The sequence below is a fragment of the Hyphomicrobium album genome (assembly GCF_009708035.1).
GTDB lineage: Bacteria > Pseudomonadota > Alphaproteobacteria > Rhizobiales > Hyphomicrobiaceae > Hyphomicrobium_A > Hyphomicrobium_A album.
In genome coordinates this window covers 1154112-1173333 of the sequence record NZ_WMBQ01000002.1, presented here as the reverse complement: position 1 = coordinate 1173333, position 19222 = coordinate 1154112, and the positions used below count along the sequence as shown (strand labels likewise).

General features: G+C 61.2%; 21 protein-coding genes and 1 tRNA gene. 13 read left to right on the top strand and 9 right to left on the bottom strand.

The genetic code is table 11. From position 1 onward, the window contains the following. Nucleotides 1-99: 99 nt before the first annotated feature. Complete coding sequence (locus GIW81_RS17880; RefSeq protein WP_229309394.1) at nucleotides 100-666, top strand: TetR/AcrR family transcriptional regulator; 567 nt, start codon at nucleotides 100-102, stop codon at nucleotides 664-666. 9 nt (nucleotides 667-675) lie between these two features. Here the strand turns inward: GIW81_RS17880 and GIW81_RS17875 are convergent, their stop codons facing one another. From GIW81_RS17875 to GIW81_RS17865, 3 genes are all read right to left on the bottom strand, one after another. Next, nucleotides 676-1065 (bottom strand): tautomerase family protein, encoded by a 390-nt coding sequence (locus GIW81_RS17875; RefSeq protein ID WP_154740659.1) that lies wholly within the window; start codon nucleotides 1063-1065, stop codon nucleotides 676-678. 74 nt (nucleotides 1066-1139) lie between these two features. Next, nucleotides 1140-1277 carry a hypothetical protein gene (locus GIW81_RS17870; RefSeq protein WP_154740658.1) on the bottom strand — a complete coding sequence of 46 codons (138 nt, stop codon included), beginning with the start codon at nucleotides 1275-1277 and terminating at the stop codon, nucleotides 1140-1142. Between the two features lie 84 nt (nucleotides 1278-1361). Next, nucleotides 1362-2702, bottom strand: coding sequence for a PQQ-dependent sugar dehydrogenase (locus tag GIW81_RS17865; protein WP_154740657.1), 1341 nt, complete (start codon nucleotides 2700-2702; stop codon nucleotides 1362-1364). 259 nt (nucleotides 2703-2961) lie between these two features. Here GIW81_RS17865 and GIW81_RS17860 point away from each other — a divergent pair, with 259 nt between their 5' ends. Further along, nucleotides 2962-3132: a hypothetical protein gene (locus tag GIW81_RS17860; RefSeq protein ID WP_154740656.1), complete on the top strand. Its 171-nt coding sequence runs from the start codon at nucleotides 2962-2964 to the stop codon at nucleotides 3130-3132. Between the two features lie 30 nt (nucleotides 3133-3162). On the opposite strand, the gene GIW81_RS17855 is transcribed toward GIW81_RS17860, so the two are convergent. Next, nucleotides 3163-3423, bottom strand: a complete 261-nt coding sequence (locus tag GIW81_RS17855; RefSeq protein WP_154740655.1) for a GlsB/YeaQ/YmgE family stress response membrane protein — start codon at nucleotides 3421-3423, stop codon at nucleotides 3163-3165. A 322-nt stretch (nucleotides 3424-3745) separates the two neighbouring features. Between GIW81_RS17855 and GIW81_RS17850 the strand changes: the two genes are divergently transcribed. The 8 genes from GIW81_RS17850 to GIW81_RS17815 all read left to right on the top strand — a co-directional run bounded on the left by GIW81_RS17850 (nucleotide 3746) and on the right by GIW81_RS17815 (nucleotide 12416). Next, nucleotides 3746-4771, top strand: a complete 1026-nt coding sequence (locus GIW81_RS17850; RefSeq protein WP_154740654.1) for a DUF1236 domain-containing protein — start codon at nucleotides 3746-3748, stop codon at nucleotides 4769-4771. A gap of 406 nt (nucleotides 4772-5177) precedes the next feature. After that, the gene (locus GIW81_RS17845) at nucleotides 5178-6296 is read left to right on the top strand and encodes a glycosyltransferase family 25 protein (RefSeq protein ID WP_154740653.1); all 1119 of its coding nucleotides are present in this window, start codon (nucleotides 5178-5180) and stop codon (nucleotides 6294-6296) included. 679 nt (nucleotides 6297-6975) lie between these two features. Beyond that, nucleotides 6976-7755, top strand: a complete 780-nt coding sequence (locus GIW81_RS17840; protein WP_154740652.1) for a DUF2189 domain-containing protein — start codon at nucleotides 6976-6978, stop codon at nucleotides 7753-7755. A gap of 165 nt (nucleotides 7756-7920) precedes the next feature. Then, nucleotides 7921-8778: a cytochrome c oxidase subunit II gene (locus tag GIW81_RS17835; protein ID WP_154740651.1), complete on the top strand. Its 858-nt coding sequence runs from the start codon at nucleotides 7921-7923 to the stop codon at nucleotides 8776-8778. A gap of 54 nt (nucleotides 8779-8832) precedes the next feature. Then, nucleotides 8833-10632 carry a cbb3-type cytochrome c oxidase subunit I gene (locus GIW81_RS17830; RefSeq protein WP_154740650.1) on the top strand — a complete coding sequence of 600 codons (1800 nt, stop codon included), beginning with the start codon at nucleotides 8833-8835 and terminating at the stop codon, nucleotides 10630-10632. Beyond that, a complete protein-coding gene (locus GIW81_RS17825) occupies nucleotides 10629-11315 on the top strand; it encodes a cytochrome c oxidase subunit 3 family protein (protein WP_154740649.1) in 687 nt (228 codons plus the stop codon). Before GIW81_RS17830 ends, GIW81_RS17825 begins: the two co-directional genes overlap by 4 nt. Nucleotides 11316-11330: 15 nt before the next feature. Then, complete coding sequence (locus GIW81_RS17820) at nucleotides 11331-12047, top strand: heme-copper oxidase subunit III family protein (RefSeq protein ID WP_154740648.1); 717 nt, start codon at nucleotides 11331-11333, stop codon at nucleotides 12045-12047. 9 nt (nucleotides 12048-12056) lie between these two features. Continuing rightward, entirely contained in the window at nucleotides 12057-12416 is a 360-nt protein-coding gene (locus GIW81_RS17815) for a cytochrome C oxidase subunit IV family protein (protein ID WP_154740647.1), read from the top strand. Between the two features lie 46 nt (nucleotides 12417-12462). On the opposite strand, the gene GIW81_RS17810 is transcribed toward GIW81_RS17815, so the two are convergent. The 4 genes from GIW81_RS17810 to GIW81_RS17795 form a co-directional block, all read right to left on the bottom strand. Then, entirely contained in the window at nucleotides 12463-13071 is a 609-nt protein-coding gene (locus GIW81_RS17810; RefSeq protein WP_154740646.1) for a hypothetical protein, read from the bottom strand. Nucleotides 13072-13217: 146 nt separating this feature from the next. Continuing rightward, nucleotides 13218-13454 (bottom strand): hypothetical protein, encoded by a 237-nt coding sequence (locus GIW81_RS17805; RefSeq protein WP_154740645.1) that lies wholly within the window; start codon nucleotides 13452-13454, stop codon nucleotides 13218-13220. 68 nt (nucleotides 13455-13522) lie between these two features. Further along, nucleotides 13523-14443, bottom strand: coding sequence for a DUF2189 domain-containing protein (locus GIW81_RS17800; protein WP_229309393.1), 921 nt, complete (start codon nucleotides 14441-14443; stop codon nucleotides 13523-13525). Nucleotides 14444-14789: 346 nt separating this feature from the next. After that, nucleotides 14790-15032 (bottom strand): hypothetical protein, encoded by a 243-nt coding sequence (locus tag GIW81_RS17795; protein WP_154740644.1) that lies wholly within the window; start codon nucleotides 15030-15032, stop codon nucleotides 14790-14792. A 322-nt stretch (nucleotides 15033-15354) separates the two neighbouring features. Here GIW81_RS17795 and GIW81_RS17790 point away from each other — a divergent pair, with 322 nt between their 5' ends. Beyond that, nucleotides 15355-16098 (top strand): methyltransferase, TIGR04325 family, encoded by a 744-nt coding sequence (locus GIW81_RS17790; RefSeq protein WP_195930648.1) that lies wholly within the window; start codon nucleotides 15355-15357, stop codon nucleotides 16096-16098. 297 nt (nucleotides 16099-16395) lie between these two features. Here GIW81_RS17790 and GIW81_RS17785 read toward each other — a convergent pair. After that, nucleotides 16396-16472, bottom strand: a tRNA-Arg gene (locus GIW81_RS17785). A 192-nt stretch (nucleotides 16473-16664) separates the two neighbouring features. On the opposite strand from GIW81_RS17785, the gene GIW81_RS17780 reads away from it, so the two are divergent. Further along, nucleotides 16665-17222, top strand: coding sequence for a tyrosine phosphatase family protein (locus tag GIW81_RS17780; RefSeq protein ID WP_154740642.1), 558 nt, complete (start codon nucleotides 16665-16667; stop codon nucleotides 17220-17222). 226 nt (nucleotides 17223-17448) lie between these two features. Then, nucleotides 17449-19194 (top strand): OFA family MFS transporter, encoded by a 1746-nt coding sequence (locus GIW81_RS17775; protein ID WP_154740641.1) that lies wholly within the window; start codon nucleotides 17449-17451, stop codon nucleotides 19192-19194. Nucleotides 19195-19222 lie beyond the last annotated feature (28 nt).

Here is a 19222-nt window from a genome sequence, read left to right as displayed (position 1 = left end):
CTATGTTACTGACCGGTAACTCCCACTCGTATACTGACCGGTAACACCCTATGTCAAGAGGCCATGGCTACAACTATTAACCGCACAGCAGAGACCGCTTTGGCACCGCCCCGCGAGCGTATCCTTAACGCTGCGCGGGAGCTATTTTATCGCCACGGCATCCGGGCAGTGGGCGTCGAGGCTATCGCGGAAACCGCGGTCACGAACAAGATGACGCTCTATCGTCATTTTGGTTCCAAGGATGAGTTGATCGCCGCCTACATCACCGAACTCGCTAAAGAAGGCGACGAGGTCTGGGAGACGCTGGCGCGCGATTACCCCGGCGACCCCAACGCCCAGCTGGAAGGCTGGGTGCGATATGTCGAGAAAGTCCTGACCGACGGCGGGGAGCGTGGCTGCGCCATCGCCAATGCAGCGGTCGAGATGCGTGAAATCGAGCATCCGGCGCGGCAGATCATCGACGACTATAAGACGCGCAAGCGCAACCGGCTGGTCAACCTGTTCCGCGACGCCGGATATGCCGAGCCCGAACAGCTCGCCGACGAAGTGTTCCTGCTGTTCGAGGGTGCGCGGATTTCCATCCAATGCTGCTCGAGCGGCCCAGCGCTAGGCGTGGTGCGCATGCTGCGCTCGCTGCTCGCCGAGCACGCTCCGAAGAAGAGCTGATCTCAGGCCCTATAGATCGCCTTCGAGGAACTGCGCCCTCCCCAAGCCGAACGACCAGTCCTCGTCGGAATTTTCGACGAGTGACACCATGACGTCGGCCGGCGCGATGCCGCAGCTTTTCTGCAGCTCATCGACGAGCAGCTTATAAAACTTTTGCTTTGCCTTCTTGCCGCGCGGACGGGTGACGACAGTCACCACGATAACGTCCTTGGTGCGCGGAATATCGAGCCCGGTGTCCTCGACGATCATGCGCGAGGGCTTGTGCTCGTTGACTATCTGGTAGCGATCGCGCTCGGGCACCTTGAAGGCGGCGAGCATCGCGCGATGCGCCGCATCGAGGAGCGTTTGCAGCTCGGCGTCAGTACGGCCTTCGATCAGGTCAAAGCGCAACAGCGGCATGGGACATCACCAGGGCACGGAGAAGGTAAGCGCCCTGGTTTAGTCCGCACGCCCGATCGAAACAACCTGCAGCATTAGCGCAGCACCTGCTCGATCATTTCAGGGCACGGCAGCGACGGGCTGTGAACCTGGCCGTTTGTTTCGGCCCAATAGTTGGTCGCGTTGGTCAGCGCCAGCTGCGTATAGAGAAACGGCAAGAGGAAGAGCGGCATGGTGCGTACTCCACTGGTTTCTAACGGAGCACTCGTAGGGCTCTTTGCGGTGGCGCGCTGTGCCCGGGGGCACAAGGCATTCATCTATTGAGAGGCCGCTGGCGGCGGTTGCTTCGTGGGTGATGCCGCGCCACCCGCTGGCGTGACCCGCCAAACGCGGTTGCCGACATCGTCGGCGACGAGCAGCGCACCTGTCTTGTCGACCGCGACGCCGACGGGGCGGCCCAGCGCGTTACCATCCTTGTCGACGAAGCCGGTGAGCACGTCTTTCGGCGGACCGGCCGGCTTGCCGTTGGCGAAGGGGACATGGATCACTTTGTAGCCGCTGCGCGGTTCGCGGTTCCAGGAGCCGTGCAAGCCGATGAATGCTCCGCCGCGATAGGCTTCGGGCAGCAGCGTCGGTTGATCGAACGTGAGCCCTAGCGCGGCGACGTGGCTGCCGAGGCCGTAATCGGGCACGAGCGCCTTGGCGACGAGACCCGGCTTCTGCTCTTTGACGCGCGTGTCGACGTGTTGACCCCAATAACTGTAGGGCCAGCCGTAGAACGCGCCGTCCTTCACCGAGGTGAGGTAGTCGGGCACAAGGTCGTTGCCGAGCTCGTCACGCTCGTTGACGACGGTCCACAACTCACCTGTGGCCGGCTCCCAGGCCATACCGTTGGGATTGCGTAGCCCGGTGACAAATAGGCGCTTGTTGCCGGTCGCCACGTCGACCTCCCAGATCGCGGCGCGTCCTTCCTCTTCGTCGAGACCGTTCTCGCCAACGTTGCTATTGGAGCCGACCGTCGCGAACAGCTTCTTGCCGTCGCGGCTGGCGATGATGTTCTTCGTCCAATGATGGTTCAGCGGTCCACCGGGCAGGTCGGTGAGTTTCTCCCCGCCGCCCGTGATCGCGCCGTCCTTGTAGGGATAGCGCATGATGGCATCGGTGTTGGCGACGTAGAAGTTGTCGCCGATCAGCGCCATGCCGAACGGCGAATTGAGCCCATCGAGAAACACCTTGTTGACCTCGGCGACGCCATCGCCGTCCGCATCGCGCAGCAGGCGGATGCGATTTGCACTCTTGGACGGGCCTGTGGCGCGGCGCATGAAAAGCTTCATGAACCAGCCCTTGATGCCCTGCCCATCCTCGGGTTTCGGGGGCGCGTTGGTCTCGGCGACGAGAACGTCGCCGTTGGGAAGCGTATAAAGCCAGCGCGGATGCTCGAGGCCAGAGGCAAACGCGGCGACGCTCAAGCCTTCTCCTGCCACAGGCTTACCGCCGTCGGGCCAGCCGGTCGCCGGCGCGACGTGGACGGTGGGGATCAAGGATTGTTGCGGCTCAGGCAATTTCGGGCTCGGCCCCACGCCCGGCTGATCTTCAGCATTCGCAGGCAGGCTCAGGGCGAGAATGGCAACAACGATCGACACGGACGCTATCCGCATGACGATTTCAGCTCCAATGCAGGTTGCACGCGCACAGAACCGATCGGCGCTTTGGTCGGTTAAGCAAACACGCACCGGCTGTCGCGGTTCCAGGAATAGCCAGGGGCTGGCAACTGCGCTGATCTGCGTCACCGTGCCAGGGCTTAGCAGTCGGGAGAACATGGATGTAGCGCGTTGTTCAGTTAGGCCGACTGGCGATAAACTCTTGTCGGCAGCGCGCCTCATGCGGACCGAGGTCGTGCACGACGAGGAGCCTCGTATGACAAGAGAGCAGGTCGAGACGGCGCTGCGGGAGATGGAACGGCTGCGGGAAGCGTCACGCCTCGCCGATGACGTCGAAGAGCAGCGCCAGCTCGCCAATGATTACCACCGCCTGTGGCGCAAGGTGCGCCCCTACGTCGAAGGCGAAATGCCTTACAGCGAGAAATAGCGAGGGCATTCGGCGCGTCGATCTTTGCGCTTACGACATCGAGTTGCGGGCACGCATCGCGCCGACGATCCAAAGTAGGATGACGGCACCACCCGTCGCCGAGGCGATAGTCGCGAAGTTGAAGCCCTCGTCGTAGCGGAAGCCCAGCAGCGAGCCGAAGAGGAAGCCGCCGATCAGTGCGCCAATGACGCCAACGACAAGGTTGGTGATGAGACCGTGCTCGCGGCCGGCAATCTGTTCGGCGATCCAGCCGGCGATGAGGCCGACGAAAATCCAGGCGAAGAATCCCATAGCTTTGCTCCTGTTTGAGTAGAGCCATAACTCGCCCGCGCCCAATAAGTTCAGGTCTCGACCGAAGAGCAGCTTAGTTGCCGCGCGCTTCCCAACCTCGGCTTGCGCCAAAAATCATGCGTCATGTTTACTTAACCGAGATCGGAACGCGTCGATCCTCCGCCCGTTGGCCCTCCAAGTTCGCATTACGCAAGCTCGCGCATGGATGGAGTCAACGATGAGAACCACAGCAATTGTCGCGGCGCTGCTGCTCGCAACGGCGAGCGTGGCGTCCGCTCAAGGAGGGCCCGACGGCAGGATGGGAGGTCCTGCGGGTGGAGGAATGGAAGGTCCAGCGGGTCCCGGCGGCGGCGCGCCTAGTGGTGGGCCAGAGGGCGGTGGTGGTGGTGGATCGGACGGCGGCGGGCCGGCGTTAACCGGTCCGGAAGGGCCAGGCACTGGCGGCTCAGACGCAGGCGGTCCCGGGCTAGGCGATGCCCCGCGCGCGGCGCGCGAAGCGCAGCCGGAACGCGAGGCGCCGCAACCAGATGCCAAGAGCGACCGCGCCGATCGCTCGGATAGCGGCGCTCGCAAAGCGGTCGAGGATGCCGGCGACGGCGCCCGCAAGACGCGCAAATCCGCCGATGAAGCCGACCGGGCACGCGCCAAAGACACGGCTGAGCGAAAGGAGGCGGCTGACCAGAAGGCTACCGACAACGCCAAGAAGGCGCAGGGCGAGACCACTGACAAGGAAGCGCCGCGTGCCGATACTGCCGGTTCCGCAAAGCCGGAGCGCGCCAAGCAGGTCGAGCTGTCGGGAGAGAAGCGAGACCGGGTCCAAACCGCCTTGCGCGACAAACCCGACGTCAAGCACCGCACCGACGTCCATATCGACATATCCATCGGCCGGCGCCTGCCCCGCGATTGGGACTTCGCGCCTGTACCGATCGCCGTCATCGAGATCGTCCCGGAGTATCGCGACTACGTCTACGTCTGGGTTGAAGAGGAATACCTGATCTGCGACCCCGTTACGTATGAGGTGGTGGCGGTCATCCCAGCTCGCGAGCAAGGCTACGCCGCCGCCTCGCGTTCAGGCGGCCCCAGCGGGAAGTGCTCGACGCGCATCGAGTTGAGCGCCAACGAACGTGAGCTCATTCTCGACTTGGTCCGTTCGGGTCGGGAGGTGGATGTCTCGGACCTCGAGATCGGATGGAGCGTTCCGAGTGAAATTGCACTCGAGCGCTTCCCGGAGCCGGTCTTGGCCGAGGCCGCAGAGTTGAGCGCCTGCCGCTACTTTGTCGCCGACGATCAATTGGCAATCGTCGATCCGGACGAGGACAAGGTTGTCCTGCTCATCGACAAGAGCTGACTCAGCTGGTGAGGGTGGCCACACGGCCACTCCCACTGCCTAGCGGCTCCGACTGTGCACGACGCGCAGCTGTAGCCGCGGCGCCGCACCGACGTGACGAAGCGCACCTAGCCGCTCGCGCATGAGGGCGCAAGTATTCAGGGCCAGGCAATACAGCCACCAAGGAATGCCGAGTGTTCGGATATTCCAGGCCAATGCCGACCATGTGTATAGTGGAGAATTGAACCAGTAGACGTCTCGAATACTGCCCCGCATCGCCCCGCCTCTCCACGTGGTTATGTCGCCCAGATAGGCACCACTAGTTCGGTGCGACATTGGGTGCGAGTGCGCGAAAGCCGATATCCGCGCTTTCCGCCAGTTTTGCACGGATGAAACGGCAGTATCGCCCTACTCGCGCCGCATCGGTTTGCCATCCCGGCTGAGGGGCAGGCCGCGGGGGCATGTCACCGCGTCGCCAATTCGCTCGCCGAGGGCCCGTCAGCAATGCTACCTGGATACACTGGCGGCGTGTCTGAACGCCGGTTTTTGGTGCCGCCAAGTGGAGTTGCTGCGCATGCTCGTTGAATCCGCGTCGAAAGTGATGGCGGACTTCGCGTGCGCGTTCGAAGGGCCGGGCGATGCGCCCAGCCGCAAACTGCTTCCACGCATCCCCGTCTTTTACATCAACCGGTCGGTCGACACCGAGCGCCGCGCCGCGATTACCGGCTACCTGCGGCTTGCGCAACTCCCGGCCGAACGCGTCACCGGCGTCGAGGGGACTGCCGTTCCTTCGCACTTCCGGCCGATGTTCTTCACGGGCGAGCGGCTGCACTCGACACTGCGCCCGGGCGAAGTGGGCTGCTATGCCAGCCACCTCACGGTCATGCAGCTGATCGTCGACCGCGATTTGCCCTATGCGCTCGTACTCGAAGACGATGCCGGCCTGCCTGTCGACTTGCATGCCCGCCTCGCCGATGTGCTGGACAACCTGCCAGCCGACTGGGATTTCGTGCACGTGTCGAGGGACAGCAACCGTGCGATCAAGCCGATTGCCGAGCTCGACGACGGCCGGCGCATCGTTCGCTATTCGCGCGTGCCCGAGGTCACCACCGGCTATCTCGTCAGCCGCGCGGGCGCCCGCAAGTTTCTCCGCCCGATGAAGCGGTACTGGCCGATCGACACCGATTTCCGCCAGCCCTGGCTGTTCGGGCTCGAGATCTACGGCGTCGCGCCAAGCTTGATCAGTGCCGGCGAGTCACTCGGCTCGGTCATTCACGATCTCGGCAATCATTCGCGCCAACGCCGCGGCCTGCCGATCCCCTCGCGCCACTGCTGGACGGGAAACCCATTGCATACGCCGGAGGGCGTCGTCTTCAATTTCCGCAAGTTGGGCCCTTCGACCTGGGCGCGTTGCAATGCTTACAACTCCATGCGCCGCATTGTTGCAGCATTGAAGCTGCGGCCGCTCCTGCGCTGGCTGCAGCTCGAAGGTACGGGTTCGCGCCTTGTGGGCAGCCTCGCCCCCATCCGATTCGACCGACACTAGCGTCTGCCCCGGTTGGCACGGTGGCCGGCAACTACTCTCAGCACAGTGCCGGCATAATGCACGCCAGGCGCCTCGCGCGGGCCGCCCGCGATGCGGCGATTGAGAGGATCGGCACAAACGACTAGACTACCCATGCCTTGAGCAATCGGGCCGAACACGAGGCGCGGAGGCACAGCGATGGAAGAAGACTTTGACAATGGAGCCGCCCTCCAGGTGGCCGCAATAATTGGGGCAAGCGTCTTCTTGCTGGGATTGTTGGGCGCCTTCTCCAAGTTTCTCTAGTCGCAGTACCGTTCATCGATATTGCGGTGCGGTGCGGGCAACGCGCCGGACGGCTTGCGATCTAATCTCCGTTTGGTTGCGCCGCGCGAGGCGGCGTTTTCAGACTTTTCCGCATCAGCGAGCGAGCACGCGCTCGCGCGTCGTGTGCATGTCGCGCACGAAGTTGCGCGCCGATCCCCCGCGAGATAAGGGCCCCAAGCGGCTGACGCGTTAGTCAAATTCGGTATGTAGATAGAGCGTCAAGTGCGTCAGCCGAAGCTTGGCAGATGACAGCTTCAGTCCCACTTGGTATAGTTAAGCTTGCCTGTTGCGCCTCACATGATTGTGGGCCTGTCAGAGCGCCCAGAGTCACCGGTGAGGTGCGACCGCTCGTAGGAGCGATCTGGGAGGCGCGCGCATGGTCGTCGCAAGCCCCGCCGCTAACGCGTCAGTCGATCGGCTGATTGTGGTCCGCACAATTGGTGCTGCGGACCTACGCGACGCTTTGACCAAGGGCTGGGCCGACTTTCAAGCGATGCCGACCTTCGCTTTGTTTCTCGCCATTCTGTACCCGATTATCGGTCTCATTCTATTCAGCTTCGTCTTCAAATCCAATTTGCTGCAGTTGGTCTTCCCGCTCACCGCCGGCTTCAGCCTCATCGGACCTTTTGCGGCTGTCGGCCTGTGTGAGCTGAGCCGCCTTCGCGAGCAGGGATTAGGCGGGGAGGCGATGAAGTTGCACCGCGCCCCGTCGCTGCACTCCATCCTGACACTCGGCATCGTGCTCATGGTGATCTTCTTCATCTGGTTGGGCACAGCGCAGGCCATCTACCATCTTATCTTCGGCAGCGCGGTGCCTGTCTCGATCGCGGACTTCGCCCACCAGGTGTTCACGACGTCTGCCGGCTGGACGCTCATCTTCGTTGGCTGCGGCGTCGGCTTTCTTTTTGCCGTCGCCGTGCTGACCATCAGCGTCGTGTCCTTCCCGATGCTATTGGACAAGCACGTCGATGCAGCGACGGCGGTTTTAACGTCCGTACGAGCTGTCCTTGCGAACCCGATGACGATGGCAATGTGGGGGCTCATCGTCGCCGCCGGTCTGGCGCTCGGCTCCCTGCCGTGCCTCGTCGGCCTCGCAGTCGTTCTTCCGGTGCTCGGTCATTCCACCTGGCATTTGTACCGTAAGGTCGTGGAATGATGGTTGGTGTCTGATCGTCGACCAATTGCGGCGGTCATTCGTTGGTGAATTAGCGTCGATTTTTTGGTTGGCCGAGGAGAATTTTGCCAGGAATGGGTTCGTGAATCGAAAATAGACTCCACTGAACCCATGCCTGGACCCTATGGGTCTAAGGAGGAAGTGGAAATGCCTGTAGCTCTCATCCTGGTCCTGCTGGCCCTGGGCTCAGTGCTGTTTCACGTGATGAGCCCATGGTGGTTCTCCCCCCTTGCCTCAAACTGGGGCTACATGGATTCAACGATCGTCATCACGTTCTGGATCACCGGCGTGGTGTACGTCGTCATTCTTTTGTTCATGGCCTACTGCGTGCTCCGCTTCCGTCACCGCAAAGGTGTAAAGGCGGCCTACAATCCCGAAAACAAGAAGCTGGAATGGGGGCTCACGATCGTCACCGCCGTCGGCGTGGCGGCCATGTTGGCGCCTGGTCTGGTCGTGTGGAACGATTTCATTACGGTTCCGAAAGAAGCGACCACCATCGAGGTCCTTGGTCAGCAGTGGATGTGGAACTACCGCCTGCCTGGGAAAGACGGCGTGCTAGGCACAGCCGATACGAAGACAGTCAGCACTGAGAACCCCCTCGGGCTAATGCCGAATGATCGTCACGGCGACGACGACATCGTCATCGTGGGTGACGCTTTGCACCTGCCGATCGGTAAGCCCGTGAAGCTCTCGCTCCGATCCATCGATGTGCTGCATGACTACTTCGTCCCCCAGTTCCGAGCCAAAATGGACGGTGTGCCGGGAATGACCACCTATTTCTGGTTCATCCCCACCAAAGTCGGCACGTACGAGGCCATGTGCGCCGAGCTGTGCGGCACCGGGCACTACACCATGCGTGGCGCTGTCGTGGTGGAGGAAGAGGCCGCCTATCAGGAATGGCTGAAGAAGCAGCCGACCTTCAAGCAAGTGGCTGACCGCGCCGCGAAGCGACGCGGCCAATCTGATCTAGCCTCGGGAGAGAAGATGCCGGCTTTCACCAAATGAGGAGCCACGACCGTATGCGTTAGCTCGTGGCCAGAGTAGGCGAGGAGTATTTCGATGACCGATATCGCGCCGGGCGCAGTTGACTTCGTTCCACCTGCAGAAGTCGGAGAGGCCGAGCTTTATCATCCGAAGAGCTGGGTGACGAAGTATGTCTTCAGCCAGGACGCGAAGGTCATCGCCATTCAATACTCATTTACCGCCCTCGGCATCGGGCTGGTAGCGCTGGTGTTGTCATGGGTGATGCGGCTGCAATTGGGTTTCCCGCACGTATTCCAGCTGATCGATCCCGCCGACTACTACCAGTTCATCACCATGCACGGCATGATCATGGTGATCTACCTTCTCACCGCACTGTTCCTCGGCGGCTTCGGCAATTACCTGATCCCGTTGATGGTGGGGGCCCGCGATATGGTGTTCCCCTATGTCAATATGCTGAGCTATTGGCTCTACCTGCTCGCCGTGCTCGTGCTGGTCGGCAGCTTCTTCATGCCAGGCGGCCCGACGGGCGCCGGTTGGACGCTGTATCCTCCACAGGCAATTCTCTCCGGCACTCCGGGTTACGAGTGGGGCATCATTTTCATGCTCGTCTCCCTGGCGATATTCATCGTCGGCTTCACCATGGGCGGTTTGAATTATGTGGTGACGGTCTTGCAGGGGCGAACGCGCGGAATGACGCTGATGCGTATGCCCCTCACGATCTGGGGCATCTTCATGGCGACGGTGCTCGCGCTGTTGGCGTTCCCCGCTCTCTTCGTCGGCGCCGTAATGATGCTGCTCGACCGTACGCTGGGTACCAGCTTCTTCATGCCGTCCATCGTCGAAATGGGCGGCCACCTTGAATATGGAGGAGGCAGCCCGATCCTGTTCCAGCACCTCTTCTGGTTCTTTGGCCATCCCGAGGTCTACATCGTAGCCTTGCCGGCCTTCGGGATCGTGTCGGACTTGATCAGCTGTCACGCGCGCAAAAACATCTTCGGCTATCGGATGATGGTCTGGGCGCTGGTAGCCATCGGCGCGCTCAGCTTCGTCGTGTGGGCGCACCACATGTATGTCAGCGGCATGAATCCCTACTTCGGATTCTTCTTCGCCACGACGACTCTCATCATCGCGATCCCTACCGCCATCAAGGTCTACAACTGGATACTAACCCTGTGGCGGGGAGACATTCATCTCACGCCGCCGATGCTGTTCGCCCTCGGCTTCATCGTTACGTTTGTGAACGGAGGGATCACCGGGCTATTCCTCGGCAATGCCGTGGTCGATGTTCCGCTTTCCGACACGATGTTCGTCGTTGCCCACTTCCACATGGTGATGGGCGTGGCGCCGATCTTTGTCATCTTCGGAGCGATCTACCATTGGTATCCGCTGATCACCGGCCGAATGCTCAACGAGACAATGGGCAAGGTGCACTTCTGGGTTTCGTTCCTAGGGGCCTACGCAATCTTTTTCCCCATGCACTATCTCGGGTTCCTCGGCGTGCCGCGGCGGTATTTCGAGATGGGCGACGTGGCAATCTATCCGCCGTCGGCTGCGACCTTGAATGAATTTATCACCGTGGCAGCGTTGACCGTTGGCGCCGCCCAGATCTTGTTCCTCTACAATCTGGTGTGGAGCTACTTCAACGGACAACGCGCCCAGCACAACCCCTGGCACGCCACCTCACTCGAGTGGCAGACGGCCCAGTTGCCGCCAGGGCATGGCAATTTCGGCAAGGAGCTGCCTGTGGTCTATCGCTGGGCCTATGACTACAGCGTGCCGGGTGTCGTCGAGGACTACATCCCGCAGAATCTTCCGCCCAACGAAATAAAGTACGTCGACCAAAAGGCGGGTGTGCACGAAGGAGTCGGCGCGTGAGGTTCTTCGGACACCTGACGGAAAAGCCCTGGCTCCCCGCGCAGGGTCGCATCGACGACCTCCACGATGGGGCCGCCTTCTCGCTGCCCAAAGCGGAATTGGCTCTGCGGATCTTCCTTGCCGTGGTGACGGTGTTGTTCATGCTTCTGACCATCGCGTACGCGGAACGCATGGTCGCTGAGAGCTGGCGGCCGGCACCGCCGCTGCGGCTCTTGTGGCTCAACACTGGGATGCTCGTCCTAGCCAGCGCAGCGTTCCAATGGGCAAAGATCGGGGTGGACCGGGCGGAAAGCTCGCCTCTGTCCCGACCGCGAGAAATGGAGCACGTCAAGTGGGGGCTGATTGCTGCCGGCGTGTTCGGCTCGGCATTCCTCGGCGGGCAGATGGTCGCCTGGTGGCAACTCAACTCAATGCCTTCGTTCGACATCACTCATCCGGCGGTCGCCTTCTTCTGTTTGATCACCGGGCTGCATGCGTTGCACATGCTGGGCGGCCTGGTGGCGTGGGGAGGAACTGCGACCCGGCTGAGCGATGATGTCGATCTAGCTCGGCTGCGCCTGAGCGTAAGGCTGTGCGCGATCTACTGGCACTACTTGCTGGCGGTATGGCTGGTTCTATTTGGCCTGCTGTTCTCGGGGGATGAAAATTTGGGGTTCTTGTTGGCAATTTGCGGGCTCAAATAGATTGGGTGAAAGCTCATGACAGATGTCGCCGTGACAAATACCGGACATTCGTCGCTGCAAGGCGTGCGGAGCATCGCTGCGGATTGGTCGTCTGACCAGAGGGCGTTCAAGAACGTTCCCTGGGGCAAGGCGATGATGTGGATCTTCCTCCTCAGCGACACATTCGTCTTCAGCGTCTTCCTGATCGGCTACATGACGGTGCGAATGTCGACGACGGTGCCGTGGCCCAATCCGAGCGAGGTCTTTGCGCTGGAGATCGGGGGCCAGCACATTCCGCTCATCCTGATAGCGATCATGACCTTCGTTCTGATCAGCTCGAGCGGCACGATGGCCATGGCTGTCAATTGCGGCTACCGGCGCTACCGGCGCGCAACCGCGATTTTGTTGGTGGTTACTGCGCTGCTCGGCGCCACATTCGTCAGCATGCAGGCATTCGAGTGGACCAAGCTGATCAGCGAAGGCGTACGACCCTGGGCTAACCCGTGGGGTGCGCCGCAATTTGGATCGACGTTTTTCATGATCACGGGGTTCCACGGCACCCACGTCACGATCGGCGTTATTTTCCTTCTCATCGTTGCCCGCAAGGTCTGGCGGGGAGACTACGATCGGGGAGCGCCGGGCTTCTTCACGAGCAGGAAGGGCAATTACGAGAGCGTCGAAATCATGGGCCTATATTGGCATTTCGTCGATCTCGTGTGGGTCTTCATCTTCGCACTTTTCTATCTTTGGTAGGAGGGAGCCATGGCACAGGCACAGGCACACGTCGGTTCCGCAGCCCCCACTGTGGACCACGAGGGACAAGAGCATCCGATCAAGCTCTATCTCGTGGTGTGGGGATGGCTGTTCGTGCTCAGCACGTTCTCCTACCTCGTCGACTATTTTCATTTGCAGGGCTATCTCCGATGGTCTCTCATTCTCTTATTCATGATTCTGAAGGCCGGACTGATCGTGGCCATCTTCATGCACATGGCCTGGGAGCGACTGGCGCTAACGTACGCCATTCTGCTTCCGCCAGTTTTGGTGCTGGTGTTCGTGGCGATTATGGTGTTCGAGTCAGAATATGTGCATGCGCTGCGCACGATGGCTTTCGGCGGCCCATAGTGAACTCGGCGACGGATGTTCAGACGCGTTGATGATCGCGTCGCACCTAGACGAAGCGACCGTGCGACATGCCCACCATGCAAAAGAGCATGGGAATTGAGATAAGGGCATTTGCCCGCAAGAACAGCATCGCTGCTCGGGCCGACGCGGATCTCTCTTCTGCAGTGGCGTCTACGATCCCGAGCGCTCTCTCTTGGTTTGGCCAGATGCCGAACCAAACATTGATCCACATGACGATCCCGAGCCACATGCCAATACCCATTGGCATGCTTCGGCCGTCATCAGTCAGCCCCATCGCAAGAGCGTCCCACAGATAGCCGTGGGTCCATGCGAGGAGCAGACCTGTGGCCATGGTCGCCATTGCGCTCCAGCGATACCACCACAGCGCGGCTGGCGCGATTACCTTGCCGATGGCTGCTCTTTGATGATCCGGGATCTTGTCCATATTCGGCAGCTGAACAAAATTGAAATACCAAAGCAGCCCGATCCACATCGTGCCGCTCATGACATGCAGCCAGCGAAGGCAGAGTGTCCACCATGCGCTTTCTAACCCGGCCCCCTCGCCGGGTACGAGACGAATGAGAACACCGAGCAGAATTGCTAGCACAAGGCCGGCTGCGGCAGTGTTGCGCAGACTTGTGAGCATTGCGCCCATGTCGATCTCTTCCGTGATGGAATCGCAGAAGATCCGGTGCAGCCCATTTCGGACAAAGGCCAGACGATGCCTATGATCGAACGGCTGTGCTGAGTAGGTGCATACCAATCATATCCCGCCATCCCTCGCACTGCAGACACAAAGCGTTACGCCGGCGGTGGCAGGAGCAGCATTAGCGCACCGATCGCGACGAGCAGTAGGCCTGGCCAATTGGCTTTGAAACCGAGGAAACGCATGCCGCGATGGCGCGGCTCGAGCGTAGGCGCGTCATCGCCGGGATCAATATGAGGATCGCTCATCCTGCCGCGATAGATGGCGGCTCCGGCCATATACACAATGCCGCAAAGAATGAGCATGGCACCGATCAGAGGGATTGTGAGCATGGTTTCCACCTTGCCAGAGAACGGCGAGGCGAGGAATGACGGGCCTAGTGCGGCGCGTGGCCGGCCAGTCAGCGCCCCACTACCTTGCGATAGAGATGCCACGTCGAATGGCCGAGCACCGGAAAAACGATGGCGAGGCCGAAGAAGAGGGGTAAGGCCCCGAGGATGAGAGCACCCGCAACAAAGAGGCCCCATATCGCCATCGTCGTCGGATTTTCGAGCACGGCGCGAACCGACGTCCGCACGGCTGTCGCGGCACTAACATTGCGATCGACGAGCATCGGGAAGGACACCACGCCGGTTACCAGAACTACGAGCGCAAAAAGGAAGCCCACGCCGTTGCCCACGATGATCAGCTGCCTGCCGGCCGGCGTCGTCAGTACCTGCGTGACGAACTCCCCGACGGAGTTTGGCACGGCGCCTCCGAAAATCCGGTCGTAAATGAGTTGGGCGGCGAACATCCAAGCGAAGAAGATTGCCATGTATGCCAGGCCCAACCGCGTGATGGCGCCGATCGACGGAGACCGAAGAACGTCGAGAGCGTGCCACGCCGAGGAGTCGAGACCCTGTTCACGGCGGCGGCTCAGCTCATAAAGGCCGACGGCTGCCAACGGTCCGACCAGGGAGAATCCGGCAATGAGCGGGAAGACCAGCGGCAGGATATCGTATCCAAACGAGAGCCTGAACAGAATGACACCGACAACGGGATAGATTAGGAGAAGGAAGACCGCGTGGCTGGGAATCGCCTTGAAATCTTCGATGCCCTTATGCAGCGCATCTCTCAAGTCCGCCAACCCGATCACGTTAATTGCCGGCTCGCCGGGCCTCCATATTGCAGAGGCAGGCCATCGCAAGTCGACGCCCGGCTGGTTGTGCGCCTCGACGCGTGTCTGCGCCGCTATCGTCTCGAGGGCTTCGGCAGCAGCGCGCTGCCGCTCTTCCGGCAACCCCTCGATCTTGGCGACGGCTTGTTCGAGGACCCTCATCATGACAACGCTCCCGTTTCCGGTCACGTGATGACGCAGCTCGAAGTCTAGATGTCGCTTCCATCCCACATAGCGTTGCCCGAGTAGAGCCGCGGGTCTTCAATTCGGGGCAACGTCCAGAGACGCGCCATCAAGCCGAAAGCGACTTGCCAAGTATAACAGAAACACAGCGCGGCCGCTCGCCTACGCTGCAACTCTCAAGAGGATATTCGGCGGGAGAATTGACGCGCAGACGTCGAGTGGATCACACACATCGTTCAGAGAGGCGTGCGCATCGTCGAAGCGGCCCTTCCACGTACCCGCGATGATACTTTGTAGCCGAGCACAATGCTCGTTCTGTCCCGGCGATTTAATCTTCATGGAGCGGAGGAGGCGTTTGTTCCGCGTCCTTAGGTTCGCCTTGCACTTCGGCCAGGGCGATTGCGGGGAGCCGTTCGGGATCGCGCTCACCGTTGTTCACCGCCGCCATGATGCGGGTGGCGAGCTGAAGCTGCAGGGCTTGGCTCGGTTCAAACAGAAGCCGGTCGTAGGCCGCGTCGAAAGCGGCCGACATCAATTCCATGAGCTCGGGTGGGTACGCGTCCTTCGCCATAGGTCTCCGGATACAAGTGGTTCTCGGAGAAATCCATCGCGTGGGTGGCGGAGCCTTAATCTGAAGGGGGATCATTCTTTCCCCGCTTAGAGAACACAACGACGCGAGATTACGACCCTGCAGATGAACGCAAGCTCCGCGGCCAACAGTGGCCGCTCGCCTCGACCATATGGCCCCGAACTGGCAAAGGGATTTGTCCTCCGCTCCGGGCATACTCCCGCGGCCTCTATACCGTTATCTGTGGATAGAAGCCCCGCACTGCTTACCCAGATTGTGTCAACAGTGGTATCGCGGATCAACGCTTGATCCAAGAGGCCTCGCCATGCCGGCCAGTTATGTGGCTGCCCTCAAAGCTGCAGCAACGCCAATGCTCCTTGGACTTGCACGAGCGCCATTTCGTGCGAACGAAACAAGCTACGCGGCGGAAAGCTTAGCAGAAGTTGTCTACCGTAAAACACGGGCGTTGGACCGCAGATCTATCCCAAATATGCCGGGGGCTGAGCGAACGCTGCTTGCGGCATCACTTGCAGCCGCTAGATGCGCCGCGCGTCCGCTTCGCGTTATCGATTTGGGTGGGGCTTGCGGCGTCCACTACGCTGTCGCGCAACTGCTGAAATTTCCCCTTCGTTGGGCAGTGGTCGAATCGCCGGCGATGGCTACTCGCGCTGCTGATCTTGCCAGCGACGAGTTGAACTTTTTCTCCGATATACGAACTGCCAACGATTGGCTGGGTGGTGTCGATCTCCTATTCTCATCGGGTACGCTCCAATACATGAGCAAGCCAATAGAAGCGCTTTCGCTCACGCTGTCCTTATCGCCTCCCGTTGTCGTTTGGACGCGAATGGCCCTCGTGGAGGATGGTCGGTCTGTGACTAAGACGCAGAAATCGTGGCTTTCTGAAAACGGTCATGGCTCAATGCCGCCCGGACTGAAGGATGGGATGGTTAGTTATCCAATCACCAAACTCCCGCGTTCCGATTTCTTGCGAGCCCACGCGGACTACGAACTACTCGTGGAATTCGGTGCTCCGTCCGCGGGATTCATATTTGTGCGCCGTGATAACTGACATGCTCCCCGTAAAACTGGATAGGTGCGGCGCATACTGATTCCGCGGGGAAACAGAACGACTCCGCAATATCCGCTAATGGCGCTTATCGGGCGCGCCGACTTTGCGCGAGAGCCAGGGTGCCTCTTCAACGAGGCTGGGGTTCCAGTGGAAGATCGCGACGGCGATCTAATTGTGCGCGGCGTCAGGCTCATATGATGGTCGGATTGGCGAGCCATGTAACGGGCTTCAAGTCCACTCACGTTCCGCGCCCCCTTAGCTGCGGAACGTGCATCAAACATAACGGACTGTTTTATTTGGCGATCCCGGCAGGATTTGAACCTGCGACCCTCTGCTTAGAAGGCAGATGCTCTATCCAACTGAGCTACGGGATCTCTCGCCGGCCACCTATATCATAGGTGCGCCACGGTTTGGTGAGTGCCGTGGATAGGCCGCGCGCCGCCGCCAGGCAAGACATTGGGTGCGCTGCGGACGTCCGTTTCACTGTTGTTAACGGGCGGTTCTTGAAACGGTCATGGTTCGCTGGCACACACCCGCTAAGCATTGGAAGCCAGAAAGATTTGATCATGCAGGTTAGACGGTCCGCCTCAGTCCACGTCTGCGCGCTGAGGCATATCCCGGAGGTCCTGAACAACAGCGGCGCGCGCCACCTGATCAGCGCTATCAACGCCGAGCTAGCACCCGCAACACCGACCGGCCTGATGCCCGAGCGGCATTTGCGACTCGACATGCACGACATCCAGGATGTTCGCGATGGCGCCACGGCCCCGGCCGAGGAGCACGTCGGCCAGCTCATCGACTTCGTCCAAAGTTGGGATCGCGAAGCCCCGTTGCTGATCCACTGCTATGCGGGCCTGAGCCGCTCGACGGCCGCCGCGTTCATCGCCCTGTGCGCACTCAACCCGAATGCGCCAGAGCGGGCGATCGCCCTGGCCCTGCGGCGTGCCTCCGACACGGCGGTGCCGAACCGGCGCTTCGTGGCGCTCGCCGATGCTTTCCTGAAGCGCGAGGGGCGGATGTTGGCGGCGCTCGACGGCATGGGCGCCAATCGCATCGCCGCCGAATGCGTGCCCTTCTTCGTCGACGGGCGCCACGCGCCGCTCAGCACGGACCGCGCCGCCTAGTCGACTTCCATAGACCCATCACGGTCCATCTTGGGCGGGGTGCCCAGCGCCCCGCCCTATTTTCATGCGCCGCTTCCGTCCGGACCAATGGCCGCGGCCCCCAGACGGGGATGTCACGCATGCACGTTGATCGTGACGGCAAACCCATGCCAATAAAGGGAATAAGAGCGGCGGCGCCAGGCGCCAGCCGCCATGTAAAGGGATTTGGGGGAAGGGAAACGTACCAATGGCCAGCACTGCAAGCCTGGAGGACGCCGGCGCGCCGCTCTTCTCCAGAGAGCGCATCATCGCCAAACCGGGCTTCAATCGCTGGCTCGTTCCGCCTGCCGCCCTCTGCATCCATCTGTGCATCGGCATGGCCTACGGCTTCTCGGTGTTCTGGAAGCCGCTGCAGGCGGCGCTGCTGGGCGCCGACGGCAAGCCGCTGCCCGAGTGCTCGCAGGGCGCCGTCACCTTTGCCGAGAAATCGCTCGGCACGCTCACCGCCCTTACGGCCACCGACTGCAATTGGAGCCAGTTCGACCTCGGCTGGATGTACACGTTCTTCTTCGTGCTGCTCGGCGTCTCGGCCGCCACCTGGGGCGGCTGGCTTGAGCGCGTCGGTCCGCGCAAGGCGGCGTTCGTCTCGGCGTTGTGTTGGTGTGGCGGCCTGCTGCTCGCCGCCGTCGGCGTTTACATCCACCAGCTATGGCTGATGTGGATCGGCGCCGGTGTCATCGGCGGCATCGGTCTCGGGCTCGGCTACATCTCGCCCGTCTCCACCCTCATCAAATGGTTTCCCGACCGCCGTGGCATGGCGACCGGTATGGCCATCATGGGGTTCGGCGGCGGCGCTATGATCGGTTCGCCGCTCGCCACCATCCTGATGAACGGCTTCAAGGACGGGGCTTATTCGGCCGGTGGGTTCACACTGCCGTGGGCCGGCTTCCGCACCGCGACCGACGTCGGCGTGTGGCAAACGTTCGTCGCCCTCGCCGGCATCTATTTCATATTCATGATGGTCGGCGTGTTTGGCTACCGCCTGCCGCCGGCCGGCTGGAAGCCGCAAGGCTGGACGCCACCGGTCAATGGAAACCGGATGATCACCTCCAACAACGTGCACCTCAAGGATGCACACAAGACGCCGCAGTTCTGGTTGCTGTGGATCATTCTATGCATGAACGTGTCGGCCGGTATCGGCATTATCGGCGCCGCCTCGCCCATGTTGCAGGAGACGTTCGCCGGCGCGCTCGTCGACAATCCGGCGCTCGGCTACCTCGATCTAAAGAAGGACATTGCACTCGCCGCCGCTGCCGCCAGCGTCGGCGCCGGCTTCGTCGGGCTCATCTCGCTGTTCAACATCTTCGGCCGCATCGGTTGGGCGTCGTCTTCCGACCGGCTCGGGCGCAAGCAGACCTACTTCATCTTTTTCGTGCTCGGCGCCGCCATGTACGTGCTCGCTTCCTTTGCGGCAGATTGGAAGATCCTCGCCCTGTTCGTCGCCTGCTTCTGCGTCATCGCCTCGATGTACGGCGGCGGCTTCGCGACTATCCCTGCCTACCTCGCCGACATGTTTGGCACGCAGTTCGTCGGTGCCATTCACGGACGCCTGCTGACGGCTTGGTCGACGGCCGGCATCGTCGGCCCGGTGATCGTCAACTACATGCACGACACGCGCCAGGCCGAGGGCATCGCGCCCGACCAGATCTACGGGCCGATCTTCTACATTCTCGCTGGTCTCTTGGTCGTAGGCTTCATCGCCAATCTGCTCGTGCGCCCGGTCAATCCGAAGTGGCATATGAGCGAAGGCGACCTCGCGGCCGAGCACGCCAAGCACGTCCCGACGAGCAGCAATGCTGCGACGTCGTCAGACGGTGGCATCGGCATGGGTGGCGTCGACTTCAAATCGACGCTGTTCTGGCTGTTCGTCGGCATCCCGCTGGCGTGGGGGATCTGGAACACAGTCGAGAAGGCGCTGGTGCTCTTCCACTAGCCAAAAGCCCCGGGGCGGAAGCTGTTCT

Excerpts from the sequence above, each read along its gene's own strand:
- GIW81_RS17875 (WP_154740659.1), bottom strand. The coding sequence starts at position 1,065 with ATGCCGCTGTTGCGCTTTGACCTGATCGAAGGCCGTACTGACGCCGAG.
- GIW81_RS17870 (WP_154740658.1), bottom strand. The coding sequence starts at position 1,277 with ATGCCGCTCTTCCTCTTGCCGTTTCTCTATACGCAGCTGGCGCTGACC.
- GIW81_RS17865 (WP_154740657.1), bottom strand. The coding sequence starts at position 2,702 with ATGCGGATAGCGTCCGTGTCGATCGTTGTTGCCATTCTCGCCCTGAGC.
- GIW81_RS17860 (WP_154740656.1), top strand. The coding sequence starts at position 2,962 with ATGACAAGAGAGCAGGTCGAGACGGCGCTGCGGGAGATGGAACGGCTG.
- GIW81_RS17855 (WP_154740655.1), bottom strand. The coding sequence starts at position 3,423 with ATGGGATTCTTCGCCTGGATTTTCGTCGGCCTCATCGCCGGCTGGATC.
- GIW81_RS17850 (WP_154740654.1), top strand. The coding sequence starts at position 3,746 with ATGGAAGGTCCAGCGGGTCCCGGCGGCGGCGCGCCTAGTGGTGGGCCA.
- GIW81_RS17840 (WP_154740652.1), top strand. The coding sequence starts at position 6,976 with ATGGTCGTCGCAAGCCCCGCCGCTAACGCGTCAGTCGATCGGCTGATT.
- GIW81_RS17835 (WP_154740651.1), top strand. The coding sequence starts at position 7,921 with ATGCCTGTAGCTCTCATCCTGGTCCTGCTGGCCCTGGGCTCAGTGCTG.
- GIW81_RS17830 (WP_154740650.1), top strand. The coding sequence starts at position 8,833 with ATGACCGATATCGCGCCGGGCGCAGTTGACTTCGTTCCACCTGCAGAA.
- GIW81_RS17820 (WP_154740648.1), top strand. The coding sequence starts at position 11,331 with ATGACAGATGTCGCCGTGACAAATACCGGACATTCGTCGCTGCAAGGC.
- GIW81_RS17815 (WP_154740647.1), top strand. The coding sequence starts at position 12,057 with ATGGCACAGGCACAGGCACACGTCGGTTCCGCAGCCCCCACTGTGGAC.
- GIW81_RS17810 (WP_154740646.1), bottom strand. The coding sequence starts at position 13,071 with ATGGGCGCAATGCTCACAAGTCTGCGCAACACTGCCGCAGCCGGCCTT.
- GIW81_RS17805 (WP_154740645.1), bottom strand. The coding sequence starts at position 13,454 with ATGCTCACAATCCCTCTGATCGGTGCCATGCTCATTCTTTGCGGCATT.
- GIW81_RS17800 (WP_229309393.1), bottom strand. The coding sequence starts at position 14,443 with ATGATGAGGGTCCTCGAACAAGCCGTCGCCAAGATCGAGGGGTTGCCG.
- GIW81_RS17795 (WP_154740644.1), bottom strand. The coding sequence starts at position 15,032 with ATGGCGAAGGACGCGTACCCACCCGAGCTCATGGAATTGATGTCGGCC.
- GIW81_RS17790 (WP_195930648.1), top strand. The coding sequence starts at position 15,355 with ATGCCGGCCAGTTATGTGGCTGCCCTCAAAGCTGCAGCAACGCCAATG.
- GIW81_RS17780 (WP_154740642.1), top strand. The coding sequence starts at position 16,665 with ATGCAGGTTAGACGGTCCGCCTCAGTCCACGTCTGCGCGCTGAGGCAT.
- GIW81_RS17775 (WP_154740641.1), top strand. The coding sequence starts at position 17,449 with ATGGCCAGCACTGCAAGCCTGGAGGACGCCGGCGCGCCGCTCTTCTCC.